Below are 12,539 nucleotides of genomic sequence, written 5' to 3' on the forward strand. Positions count from 1 at the left end.
GTATGGTAGTATGGAACGCAAGAATCATTTTATTATTTTAGAGGAGGAATGGAGCTTTATGTCTATCTTCGATACGGAACATCTGCTGCTGACGACGAAGACCGCCCGGATCTTGTACCACGATTATGCGGCGTCGATGCCGATCTACGACTTCCATAATCACCTCGACCCGCGCAAGATCGCGGACGGCCACCGATTCCGCAACCTGACGGAGCTGTGGTTGAACGGAGACCACTATAAATGGCGGGCGCTCCGCTGGTTAGGGGTAGACGAGGCTTATATCACCGGGGAGGCCCCGGACAAAGACAAGTTCTTGGCATGGGCGCGGGCGGTGCCCGCGATGGCGGGCAATCCGCTCTATCATTGGACGCATCTGGAGCTGGACCGGCACTTCGGCATCCGGGAACGATTGACGGAGGCGAATGCGGAGGAGATATGGGAGCGGTGCAACGCGCGGTTGGGAGAGGCTTCGCTGCATGCGGACGGACTGCTGAACAAGTTCGGCGTCAAGGTGGCGTGCACGACGGACGATCCCGCGGACGCGCTGGACGACCATCGGCGAATCCGGGCGTCTTCGTCCGTTCAGGCGAAGGTAGTGCCTACCTTCCGCCCGGATCGCATCCTCGATATCGGAAGAGCGGACTTCCGCGACTATATGAAGCAGCTCGGCGAAGCCGCGAACGTGGAGATCGGCGCGCTGCCGCAGCTGCTCGAAGCGATCGCGTCACGGGTGCGTTACTTCCACGAACAGGGCTGCCGCTTGTCCGACCACGGGTTCGGCGAGCTGCCCTTCGCGCCCGCGACCGAGCAAGCCGCGGCGGCGATCTTCCTGCGCGCCATACAGGGCCGGACGGTGTCGGAGTCGGAGGCGCGCCAATATCAGACTTTCCTGATGCTCCGGCTCGGCGAGCTGTACCATGCGCACGGCTGGGCGATGCAGCTGCATATCGGCGCCATCCGCAACAATAACGCCCGCATGTCGGCGCGCCTCGGCAAGGACAGCGGATACGATTCGATCCTCGATTACCACCTGGCCCGATCGCTCAACGGCTTGCTGAATGCGATGGACGAGCAGGATCGGCTGCCCAAGACGATCGTCTATACGCTATATCCGGCGCAGTACGACATGATCGCGACGACGATCGGCAACTTCCAGGGCGGCGGCGTGCGCGGCAAGCTTCAACTCGGTTCGGCATGGTGGTTCCACGATCAGAAGGAAGGCATGCGTCAGCAGCTGCAGTCGCTGGCGAACATCGGGCTCGTCAGCGCCTTCGTCGGCATGCTCACGGATTCGCGCAGCTTCCTGTCGTTCCCCCGCCACGAATACTTCCGGCGGGTGCTGTGCGGCCTGTTCGGCGGATGGATGGAAGAGGGGGAGCTTCCGGCGGACTACGGTTACGTCGGGGAGATCGTCCGCGATATCTGCTACCGGAACGCGGAGGCGTACTTCGGCATCTAATCCGGCTGTTCGGCCGACCGGCTGCCGGACAGCCTGCGGTAGTCGCTCGGGGCGAACCCGGTCCAGCGCTTGAACTGCCGGCTGAAGTGTGCAATGTCCCGATAGCCGAGGATGGCGGCGATCGCCTGGACGGCGTGTCTCGGGTCGGCCAGCAGCTGCTTCGCTTCGTGCAGGACGAGCTCGGACCAATAAGCCCGCGGAGACTTGCCGTATACGTCCCGGAACGTGCGGCTCGCATGGGAGCCGCTGATGCCGAGCTCGTCCGCGATCTCCTCGATGCCGTAATGCGATTCGGCGGGCTGGCCTTGATGGAACGTCTGGCTCGCGAGCGCCTGCAGCCGGCGGGCGATCTCGTGCGCGAGCGCGACTTTGCCGTAGGATTGCATAGGCAGGCTGGCGGTCTCTTCGGAGATCGCCTCCCAGAGCTGGGCGAACAGCTCGAACGCGCAGGCTTGGAGGCGCATGCGGCCGGCGATCGAGCCCGCGTCGAACGCGCTGCCCGGCTCCATCATCCTGCCGAGCGCCGGCGCGACCTTGCGCGCGACCGTGCCGTCGGCCGGGAACAGGACCTGCTCCAGCCGGCTCAGCAGCGAGAGGAACAGCCGGTCGTCCAGGTCGAAGTGAATGCAGAAATAGGTGAACGGTTCGCCGTCCCCGCTCCGGCTGTCGTGAACGTCCCCGGGCTTCAGCAGGAGGAGATCGCCGGACCGCTGCGCGACGCGGTTACCGTTCACCGTCATCGTCTGCTTGCCTTCGAGCAGGTAATTGATCTCGTATTGCGGATGCTCGTGGGACGGATAGGACCAATTCCCGGGCACGCGGCGCATATGGATCCCGAACAGGTTCAAGGTCGTCTTGACGTCGGGGAACAGAATCTCGGCATCCGTTCGTTCGAAGCCGGTCGGCAGGCGCGGGGCGGTCATCGTCGCATCTCCTTTCGGTCTCTCCGGCAGTCAACTGTAGGTTCAGTATATCCGTTCGCCCGATTTGGGTAAATAATCGCCCGGTTTGGCTATGGTTTGTCTTTCGCGCCCCTGCTAGGATGGACGTATTCGTCGACTGAAAAGGGACTTCCGAATATGACGTTATTCGATCAGGAGGACGACAACATGACTGACTATGCGACCTTAAGCGCGGAGCCGGGGTACGCGGCCTGGCTCGGCCGCGAACGGTTGACGGACAGCGCGAGGCTTGCCCTGAAGGCAACCTGGGGGCAAGCGCTTCACGTCGCGGAAGACGATCCGCATATCGAGACGGCGGCAGCGGAGCTTGCCGACGGTCTAACGAAGCTGATGGGCGAGCGCCCCGCGCGGATCCGCGCGTCCGACGGCGCGCCCTGCATCGTGCTAGGCACGTTCGGGGGAAGCGCGAAGGCTGCGGCGGCCTTCCATGCCGCCGAGCGGGCCGCCGTCGGCGACGAAGGCTACCGCGTTCGCGTGCGCGAGGACGGCGGCCGGATCACGATTGCCGGCGCGACGGGCCGGGGCGTGCTCTACGGCGTCTTCCGCCTGCTGCGAATGATCGGAACCGGCGCCGCGCTCGCCGGAGCAGACCTATGCGAGAATCCGGCGAACGAGCTGCGCATGATCAATCAATGGGACAACGCGGACGGCAGCGTCGAGCGCGGTTACGCGGGTCGATCGATCTTTTACCGCGACGGCGAGATCGTCCGGGACCTGTCCCGCATCCGCGATTATGCGCGGCTGCTCGCCTCCGTCGGCGTCAACGCGATCGCGATCAACAACGTCAACGTGCATCGCCCCGAGACGCTGTTCATGACCGAGCGCTGTCTGCCGCGCATCGCCCGGATCGCGGACGTCTTCGGCGCGTATGGCATCCGGCTGTTCCTCAGCGTCAACTACGCCGCGCCGATCGAGATCGGCGGCCTGTCCGCGGCCGACCCGCTCGATCCGGAGGTGCGCGCCTGGTGGCGGGCGAAGACGGAAGAGATCTACCGCAGCATGCCGGACTTCGGCGGCTATCTGGTGAAGGCGGACTCGGAGTTCCGACCGGGTCCGTTCACTTACGGCCGCGATCATGCGGACGGGGCGAATATGCTGGCCGAGGCGCTGCAGCCGTTCGGCGGCCTCGTCATCTGGCGCTGCTTCGTCTATAACTGCAAGCAGGACTGGCGGGACCGCAAGACGGATCGGGCGCGCGCGGCATTCGACCACTTTACGCCGCTCGACGGCCGGTTCCGCGACAACGTCGTCCTGCAGGTGAAGAACGGCCCGATGGACTTCCAGGTGCGCGAGCCGGTCTCGCCGCTGTTCGGCGCGATGGCGCATACCAACCTCGCGATCGAATTCCAGGCGACGCAAGAATATACAGGCCAGCAGCGTCACTTGTGCTACCTGGTGCCGCAATGGAAGGAAGCGCTCGACTTCGATACGCGCGCGCGCGGAGCGGGCTCGACCGTCAAGCGCGTCGTGGACCGCTCCTTGTTCGGCACCCGGCACGGCGGCTTCGCGGCCGTCTCCAACATCGGCGACGACGCGAACTGGACGGGCCACCTGCTGGCGCAAGCGAACCTGTACGGGTTCGGCCGTCTGGCATGGGATCCGGAGCTGTCCGCGGAAGGGATCGCCGAGGAGTGGACGAGGCTCACGTTCGGCGCCGACGACCTCGTCGTGCGGACGGTACGCGCGATGCTGCTGGATTCCTGGAGCATCTACGAGTCCTACACGGCGCCGCTCGGCGTCGGCTGGATGGTCAAGCCGAACCACCATTACGGCCCGGACGTCGACGGCTACGAGTATTCGATGTGGGGGACGTACCACTTCGCCGATCGCGACGGCATCGGCGTCGACCGGACGGCGGCGACCGGCACCGGGTATGCCCGGCAGTACCGGGAACCGAACGCGTCGCAGTACGAGTCGTTGGAGCGGACGCCGGACGAACTGCTGCTGTTCTTTCACCACGTGCCCTATACGTACCGGCTGAAGTCCGGCAAGACGGTCATTCAGCACATCTACGATTCCCGCTTCGAGGGCGCGGAGAGAGCCGAAGCGCTGCTCGACAGCTGGACGCGACTCGAGAGGCGCGTGGATGACGGCCGCTATGCGCAGGTGAAGGCGCGGCTCGAAGAGCAAGCGGTTCACGCGAAGGAGTGGCGGGACGTCCTTAACGCCTACTTCTGGCGCAAGAGCGGCATACCCGATACGCGCGGAAGAGTCATCTATTAATTCGCTCCCCCTAGCTGATCGGCAAGGGAGAACGCTGCGAGGAAGGCGGCTTGAGACGGTGACCATCGTTATCCAAGAGATCATCGACAGGCTCTGGGAGCCGGTCGCGACGCGTCCGCCCCGGACGGTCGACGCTCTCCTGACCGGAGATCCCGCATCGCGGGTAAGGGGGATCGCGGTGGCGTTCGCGGCATCGCAGGCCGTCGTCGAACGGGCGCGCGACATGGGCGCGAATCTGCTGATCGTGCACGAGGGCGTCTACTACAGCCATATGGACCGAACGGATACGTTGGCGGGAGATGCGGTTTATGAGGATAAACGGCGGTTCATCTCGCAATCGGGCCTGGCCGTCTACCGGTTCCACGACGGCATCCATCTGTATCGGCCGGACGGCATCACGTCAGCGCTTGCGCAGGCGTTGGGCTGGGTATCCTTCGTGGACGAGCACAGGCCCGCCGCGACGCTGCTGACGCTGCCGGGCGCCACAGTCGGCGAAGTGGCCGCGCTGGCGAAGGAGCGGCTCGGACTGCCGTTCGTCCGCGTCGTCGGCGATCCGGGGATGCCCTGCGCGCGCGTAGGATTGCTGGCGGGATACCGGGGCGGCGGAGATCTCGTCATACCGCTCCTCGGGAACGAGGGGCTGGATCTCGTCCTCGCGGGAGAAGGACCGGAATGGGAATCGCCGGAATACGTGCGCGACGCGGTGTCGCAAGGCAAACCGAAGGCCTTGATCCTGCTCGGCCACGCGGCGAGCGAAGAGCCGGGCATGGCCGATCTGGCCGCGGGCCTGGCGCGCGCTTACCCGGCGATTCCCGTCCGGTTCCTCCCGGACAAGCCGGTATTTCAAATCTATTGACGTTACCGTCGCCAGCGCCGTCCGGCACGCCTTCTCGAAGCTGTCGCCCCGGCAAGAAGGCGAAGCCGATCCTCCCGGTCTCATGACCTAGGTATCTATCCGACGAATCAGACCATGCCGACCCGCCCATGCGCACTCGCCATTTGTCGCACAACTCGAACCATGCCGACCCGCCCATACGCATTCGCCCTTCCCGCATACTGTGATAGAAGGGAACGTCCAGGCGCAGGGGGAGGGGGCAACGGGAATGGCAAGCAAGCGCAAGACCAATCCGAACCGGTTCGTCACGGCGGAGCTGCTGCGCAGGATGGCGACTGTGATGCTGCCCTTCTATGGCGCCGTAGCGGCCAGAGACGGCTTCGCGCGCCAGTGGTCCCGGGCGCTGCTGGCCTTGGATCTGGACCGCATGCTCAAGCTGCTGCGGGCCGTCTCCAGAGGGGCGCGCAAGGAGCCGCTCGGCATCGGCACCAACGCGATCGGGTACTTCGTCTCGTTCTCGGCCGCCGAGCCGATCGGGCAGTATGCGGACGGGGTGACCATCCCGCCCGGAACGGTACAATACACGTTCGAGACGCGGATCCACCGCGCGGTCGCCAAGGCCGTCATCCCGCTGTATCGGTCGCTGGCCGGGAATCCGCGGTTCGCGGCATCCTTGGCCCGGGCGATTCGAGGCAACGACCGGCCGGCGGCGATTCGGCTGGTGCGCAGCCGGATCCGAACGGCCGCGTTGAAGGAGATCGCGATCGAGTCGTCCGGCGTTGCGCTCACGTTCAAGTTCAAATCGACGAAGTACGAATACCGGAATTTGTTTTTCCAGGATATCCCTGGTGCATGAGACTGAAGGAGGCGGGGCGCGGGGCGTTCGGCCTCTTTCCTGCGCTCGCGGGAGCGCAATCGCAACGTCGGCCAAAGCGCCGCGCGAGGCCGGCCGTTCTTCGCGGCGGCGCGCTTTTGTGATATAACAAGAAGAAACCTCATCGCCCAAGGAGACATCGCCCATGATACGATTCGGCCTCATCGGCACGAACTGGATTACCGATCGCCTGATCGAAGCCGCCAAGGAGACGGAAGGATTCTCGCTAGGCGCAGTGTACTCTCGCACGCAGGAACGGGGAGCCGAATTCGCGGCCAAGCACGGCATTCCGCATGTTTTCGCGGACCTGGCGGCGATGGCGTCGAGCGGCACGATCGACGCGGTCTACCTCGCGAGCCCCAACGCGTATCACGCCGAACAGGCGGAGCTGTGCATGCGGCACGGCCTGCACGTGTTGTGCGAGAAGCCGCTCGCCTCGAACGCGGCCGAAGTGCGCCGCATGACCGAAGCCGCGCGGGCGAACGGCGTCCTCCTCATGGAGGCGCTCAAATCGACGTTCATGCCGAACTTCCGCGCCATTCAAGCGCATCTGCCGAAGATCGGGAAAATCCGCCGCTTCGTCGGCAACTACGGCCAGTACTCTTCCCGTTACGACGCGTACCGCGCGGGTACCGTGCTGAATGCGTTCAATCCCGAATACTCCAACGGAGCGCTGATGGATCTGGGCATCTACTGCCTGTATCCGGCCATCGCCCTGTTCGGCCGACCGGAAGCGGTCCAAGCCAACGGATACCTGCTCGCGTCGGGCGTCGACGGAGAAGGCAGCCTGCTCCTCCGCTACCCGGACATGGAAGGCGTCATCATGTACTCCAAGATCTCGAATTCGTCGCTGCACAGCGAGATCCAGGGAGAAGAGGGCAGCATCCTGATCGAGCAGATCAGCCAGCCGGACAAGGTCGTCCTGCGGTACAGGGACGGCCGCGAGGAGGACATCTCCGTCCCGCAATCGGCGCATACGATGCGTTACGAAGTGCAAGCGTTCATCGACCTGATCCGCGCCGGGAAGCGCGAGTCGGAGGTGAACTCCTACGCGCTGTCGCTCGCGGTGATGGAAGTGATGGACGAGGCGCGCAGGCAGATGGGGCTCGTCTACCCGGCCGACGCGGCGCTATAGCGCCAATATCGCAAGAAAGGGTTCCCTTGAAAGCGCATGTCGGGCCATAATGGCTGAATTGCCGCACCTGTGCTTCATCCGCCCAACCCCGACTTTCGTCGGGGTTTTTTCCAGTTCCCAAGCCTCATCCTCCGATAGACCTGCGATCCTGTCGCCGCCCGCTTGTTCGGATTATGCTGGTAACAATGGGGATGCGGAATAGAGAGGAGAGCAAGAATTGGGCAAGCGAATCATCAAAGTAGTCCCGATCGTGTTGTTGCTGTCGATCGTCCTGGCCTTCTCGCTCGGGTCGGCATCGGCGGCGAATCGGATAGAGCGCCTCTCCGTCGTCGCCCTTATCGTCTGCGCGCCGCCGGTGATGATGCTGGGTGCCCTTTGCCTGCTGGCGCTGCGCCAGATCGCCGGGGGAGAGCGGGCCTACCGCCGGTCGGTCGGCGCGAACGGCTTAACGGCGCTGTCGGTGCTGCTCGTCGCGGCGGTCGCATGGGCGGCCTGGCATGCCCCGTCGCTGTTCGTCGTGCAGGGGGCCGACTGGGCCTATGTCGAGCAACGGATGCCTGACGCCTGGCCTTTCGCGATCGCGTCGGCGGCGGCACTCGTTTGTCTATCGATCGCTTATGTCCCGCTGCGATGGGCGTTCAGGCGGTCGCGCAGCCGCAAGTAACGTTCGATGGAAGGCGCAATGCGAATCAGCCCCGCGCGGAAGACGCGCGGGGCTCTATATTTTGTCGGGGATGCCATGAAGGGGTTCGAGCTCGCGACAGCTTCTGAGGACGTCGAAGCCGTTTTTACTTGTACGGCGATGAATGGCATTGAGGATTTTCCGGCGTTTGGATGAATAAACCGTTGCAATAACCGGAATGTTCTCCTACAATACAATCATCAGATAAGAGTGATAATCATTTTCATGGATCGGTGTGACAGCGCATGATGGCATTGACGGAGATGCGACGAGGCTCCAAAGGCAAAGTGGTGGACTTGGGTTCGGTGAGTATGTTGGTTCGCAGGCGGCTGTGCGATCTGGGCGTGACAGAGGGCGCAGTGGTCTCGGTGCGCAAGATGCTGCCGTTCGGCGGTCCCTGTACCATCGAGTCCAACGGCCAATGGATCGCGATTCGACGCAAAGAAGCGCAGGCTATGAGAGTCGAGGCGCTATGATCTCCGTTGCGCTCGTCGGCAATCCCAATACGGGGAAAACTTCCCTCTTCAACGCGCTCACGCGTTCTTATGAATATGTGGGCAACTGGGCCGGCGTAACGGTCGAGAAAAAGGTCGGCGTACTGCTGGATAAACGAGGAGAGCTCGTCGATCTGCCGGGCGTCTATTCCTTAAGCCCCTTGTCCAAAGACGAAGCCGTCACCACCGAATATATGCTGCAGTCGGCGCCGGATGTCGTGCTCAACGTCGTGGATGCATCGCAGATCGAACGCAATCTGCATCTGACGCTTCAATTGGCGGAATACGGGCATCCGCTCGTCATTGCGCTGAATATGACCGACGTGGCCGAAGGCCGCGGCTTGAAGATAGATCCGGCGCGGCTGTCGGCGCTGCTGGGCGCCACCGTCGTGCCGGTCATCGCGCGAACCGAGAAGGGCTGCGTCGAGCTCTTGCAGGAGATCGTTCAACCGGGCGCTCACCCGACGCCGGCGAAGGTCGACTACGGGCCGCTGCTGGAAGCGGCGATCGCCAAGCTGGAAGCGCGGATCCCGGAACAGCCCCGAGCCGGACGATGGCTGGCGCTTCAGTTCCTGGAAGGCAATGAGACCGTCGCGGAATGGCTGAAGACGCTGTTCCCTGCGGAGTGGCTGGAGCGATTCTATCGTACGACCGAATCGGATATCGCCGCGCAGACGAATTGCCGCGGTTTGCCGCAGTATATTCGCGAGCGGCGGGCGGAGCGCATCAAGGACATTCTGGAAGCTTGCTGTCAACGGACCCGGACCGAATCGAGCTCGTTGAGCGAGAAGTTGGATGCGCTAGCCACGCATAGATGGCTGGGCATTCCGATCTTCCTGCTGTTCATGTATCTCACGTTCAAGTTGACGTTCGACTGGTTCGGCACGCCGATCTCGGATCGGCTGGACGCGCTTCTGAGCGGCCCCGTATCGACGGGCCTCGCGCGGCTGCTGCAGCAGCTTGGCGCGGCGGACTTCATTCAGGCGGTCGTTCTGAACGGGATCGTCGCCGGCGTCGGAGGCGTGCTCGTATTCGTGCCCCAGATCTTCATGCTGTTCCTCATCATCTCGTTCATCGAGGATTCCGGCTATATGGCGCGAATCGCGACGGTTATGGATAAGCTGATGGAAGGCGCGGGACTGAACGGCAAGACGTTCATCCCGATGATCATCGGGTTCGGCTGCAACGTGCCCGGCATCATGGCCGCGCGTACGATAGAGCAGCCCAGGGAGCGGCTGCTGACGATCCTGCTGACGCCGCTGATGTCCTGCTCGGCCCGGCTGTCCGTCTACAGTTTGTTCGTCGGCGTGTTTTTCCAATCTCACAAGGCGATCATCGTCTTTTCCTTGTATGTGCTTGGGGTTGTCGTAGCGCTTGCCCTAGCCAAGCTGTTCTCCCGGACGCTGGCGCGGAACGAAGCGTCGATGTTCGTCGTTGAGCTTCCGCCCTACCGCATTCCGCAGTGGAAGACGCTGGCTCGAAGCACCTGGGAGAAAGGAAAGGGCTTTGTGAGAAAGGCGGGCACCTTCATTTTCGGGGGCTCGGTGCTGATCTGGCTGCTCAGTTACACGGGCATCCGCGGTTGGAACGTCCCGATCGACCAGAGCTTCATGCGCGCGATCGGGAGCGGCGTGGCGCCGATTCTGGAGCCGCTGGGCTTCGGCAACTGGCAGGCAGGGGCCGCGCTCATTACGGGCTTTCTCGCCAAAGAGGTCGTCGTCTCCACGATGGGAATCATCTATGCGACCTCTAGCGAAGCGAGCCTGCAGCAGACGCTGGGTTTATTCTTTACGCCTCTGCAAGCATACAGCTTCATGGTCTTCATCTTGCTCTACGTGCCTTGTCTCGCTACGGTCGGCGTGATCCGCAAAGAAACGAACTCGGCGAAGTGGACTTGGTTTTCCGTCGGATATGCGTTAATTGTCGCGTATCTTTTGGCGCTTCTCATCTATCGCGTCGGATTGTTATTGGGCTTTCATTAACAGCAGCAGAAGGGCGGGAATGGCATGATTCTGAACATCGGACTGGGATTGCTGATCTTCGGCTACGCCGGCTGGACGTTGGTCCGGTACATCCGCAAGACGAAGCAAGGCAAATGCGCAGGCTGCGCGCTCAGCGAGACCTGCCAAACGGGCTGCTCCACCGTAATGCCGATCAAGCCGGCGGATCCCCGTTAACAAGCGCCGTATCCTCTCCCGGCGCGCGTCTATGGCGCCGATAGTCGCCGTTCACAGAACGCGGCACGATGAAGATCCGTTCCGCCAAACGAAAGCCCCTTCTCCGGTCTGACGGAGAAGGGGCTTATTGTTGCTCAAGGCAGCCGATAAACCGCAAACGGTTCGCCGTAACGGAACGGATCGCTGGCTTGCCGGAGCGCCGCTACCGCGGATTCGTCCAGCTTCAGCTCGGCGCTCTCCAGGTTGGCCGACAGCTGCTCCGTCTTGGTGGCGCCGACGATGACCGTCGCGACGGCCGGCTGCGCCATCAGCCAAGCGAGCGACAGAATCCCGGGCGCGAATCCGGCCGCTTCGGCGATCCGGAGCACTTCTTCGCCGAGCGCGAGCGTCCTCTCGCCGAGGAAGCGCTGAAAGCCGGGATCGGTCTCCGCGCGCGATCCGGCGGGAGCTTCGCTCGCAGTCCCGGCATATTTGCCGGTCAGGATGCCGCCCGCCAGCGGGAAATAAGGGATGATGCCGACGCCTTGATCGAGGCAGAGCGGCACCAATTCCGCTTCGGGCGTCCGGTCGGCCAGCGAATAGCTGGTCTGGGTGGAGACGAACCGATTCAGCCCCAGCCGTTCGCTGGTGCCCAGCGCCTTCATCAGTTCCCAGGCGGCATAGTTGGAAGCGCCGATATAGCGGACTTTGCCGGCGCGTACGAAGTCGTCCAGCGCGCGGAGCGTCTCCTCGAGCGGCGTCGACGGGTCGAAGGTGTGAATCTGATAGAGATCGACGTAGTCGGTCTGGAGCCGCTTCAGACTGGCATCCAGCTCCCGCTGCAGATGGAAGCGCGAAGAGCCCCGGTCGTTTGGTCCCGATCCGGCGACGAGTCCCGCCTTGGTAGCCAGCACGGCTTCATGCCGCTTTCCTCGCAGCGCCTCGCCGATGATCGTCTCGGAAGCCGTTCCGGCGTAGATGTTGGCCGTGTCGATGAAGGTGATCCCGCTGTCCAACGCTTGATGGACGATCCGGATCGAAGTCTCGCGATCGGCCCGCTTGCCGAACGCATTCGTCCCGAGACCGAGGGCGGACACCTTCAGCCCGCTTCCCCCTAAGTTGCGATATTCCATTCTCGTTTCCCTCCTAGCCACATTGTGCGTTTCATTATAACCCTTCTGCGGTGCAAATCAACCTCAGGGAGAAGACAGTGTCTCTTCATGAACGAAGGCGTCGCCACGATCCCCTTTTACACGATATCCCTTTTGCATGATATCCCTTTCGCTCAGGGAGCGGCTCGGCTGGGATTCTGCTTTGTACGATATCCCTCTCGCTCAGGAGACGACGGGTTCCATCCTGCACGAAGCAGCCCGCGCCACGATCCCCATTTTGTGCGATATCCCCTTCGCTCAGGGAACGGCAGGATCGCGGTCTGCACGATATCCCTTTTCCATAGTAAGCGGCGGGGGGATTCCTTTGTTTGTTATCAAGCATTCCCCTCCAGGCGCGACTTGATCGTTCCCTGATCGAAGGGGATATCGTCGTAAAGCGGGCTGAAGGGAGAGTTTCCTGATCGAAAGGGATATCGTCGTAAAGCGGCAGAAGGGAAAGTTTCCTGATCGAAGGGGATATCGTCGTAAGGCGAGCAGAAGGGAAGTTTCCTGATCTAAGGGGATACCGCGCAAATGCGATCTAGTCACAATCTTAGCCGCTCGGGTC

11 protein-coding genes are annotated in these 12,539 nt (G+C 62.8%); 9 read left to right on the forward strand and 2 right to left on the reverse strand.

The features are described 5' to 3' along the window. The first annotated feature begins 58 nt into the window (after nucleotides 1-58). A complete protein-coding gene (gene uxaC, locus H7C19_RS11915) occupies nucleotides 59-1,459 on the forward strand; it encodes a glucuronate isomerase (protein WP_185142862.1) in 1,401 nt (466 codons plus the stop codon). Here the strand turns inward: uxaC and H7C19_RS11920 are convergent. Then, the gene (locus H7C19_RS11920; RefSeq protein ID WP_185142863.1) at nucleotides 1,456-2,382 is read right to left on the reverse strand and encodes an AraC family transcriptional regulator; all 927 of its coding nucleotides are present in this window, start codon (nucleotides 2,380-2,382) and stop codon (nucleotides 1,456-1,458) included. The two genes, uxaC and H7C19_RS11920, sit on opposite strands and share 4 nt — an antisense overlap. Nucleotides 2,383-2,568: 186 nt before the next feature. On the opposite strand from H7C19_RS11920, the gene H7C19_RS11925 reads away from it, so the two are divergent. The 8 genes from H7C19_RS11925 to H7C19_RS11960 all read left to right on the forward strand — a co-directional run bounded on the left by H7C19_RS11925 (nucleotide 2,569) and on the right by H7C19_RS11960 (nucleotide 10,841). Then, nucleotides 2,569-4,644, forward strand: a complete 2,076-nt coding sequence (locus H7C19_RS11925; RefSeq protein ID WP_185142864.1) for an alpha-glucuronidase family glycosyl hydrolase — start codon at nucleotides 2,569-2,571, stop codon at nucleotides 4,642-4,644. A gap of 58 nt (nucleotides 4,645-4,702) precedes the next feature. After that, nucleotides 4,703-5,500 carry a Nif3-like dinuclear metal center hexameric protein gene (locus tag H7C19_RS11930; protein WP_185142865.1) on the forward strand — a complete coding sequence of 266 codons (798 nt, stop codon included), beginning with the start codon at nucleotides 4,703-4,705 and terminating at the stop codon, nucleotides 5,498-5,500. A 247-nt stretch (nucleotides 5,501-5,747) separates the two neighbouring features. Then, entirely contained in the window at nucleotides 5,748-6,335 is a 588-nt protein-coding gene (locus tag H7C19_RS11935) for a hypothetical protein (RefSeq protein WP_185142866.1), read from the forward strand. A gap of 163 nt (nucleotides 6,336-6,498) precedes the next feature. Then, a complete protein-coding gene (locus H7C19_RS11940) occupies nucleotides 6,499-7,488 on the forward strand; it encodes a Gfo/Idh/MocA family protein (protein ID WP_185142867.1) in 990 nt (329 codons plus the stop codon). 217 nt (nucleotides 7,489-7,705) lie between these two features. Further along, nucleotides 7,706-8,152: a hypothetical protein gene (locus H7C19_RS11945; protein WP_185142868.1), complete on the forward strand. Its 447-nt coding sequence runs from the start codon at nucleotides 7,706-7,708 to the stop codon at nucleotides 8,150-8,152. 266 nt (nucleotides 8,153-8,418) lie between these two features. Continuing rightward, nucleotides 8,419-8,646 carry a FeoA family protein gene (locus tag H7C19_RS11950; RefSeq protein ID WP_185142898.1) on the forward strand — a complete coding sequence of 76 codons (228 nt, stop codon included), beginning with the start codon at nucleotides 8,419-8,421 and terminating at the stop codon, nucleotides 8,644-8,646. Next, nucleotides 8,643-10,646, forward strand: a complete 2,004-nt coding sequence (gene feoB, locus H7C19_RS11955; protein WP_185142869.1) for a ferrous iron transport protein B — start codon at nucleotides 8,643-8,645, stop codon at nucleotides 10,644-10,646. The genes H7C19_RS11950 and feoB overlap by 4 nt, the downstream gene beginning before the upstream one ends. A 24-nt stretch (nucleotides 10,647-10,670) precedes the next feature. Further along, complete coding sequence (locus tag H7C19_RS11960) at nucleotides 10,671-10,841, forward strand: FeoB-associated Cys-rich membrane protein (RefSeq protein ID WP_185142870.1); 171 nt, start codon at nucleotides 10,671-10,673, stop codon at nucleotides 10,839-10,841. Nucleotides 10,842-10,975: 134 nt separating this feature from the next. Here H7C19_RS11960 and H7C19_RS11965 read toward each other — a convergent pair whose 3' ends face one another. Next, complete coding sequence (locus tag H7C19_RS11965; protein WP_185142871.1) at nucleotides 10,976-11,953, reverse strand: aldo/keto reductase; 978 nt, start codon at nucleotides 11,951-11,953, stop codon at nucleotides 10,976-10,978. Nucleotides 11,954-12,539: the final 586 nt, after the last annotated feature.

This window comes from Cohnella nanjingensis, assembly GCF_014212125.1.
Classification (GTDB): Bacteria; Bacillota; Bacilli; order Paenibacillales; family Paenibacillaceae; genus Cohnella; species Cohnella nanjingensis.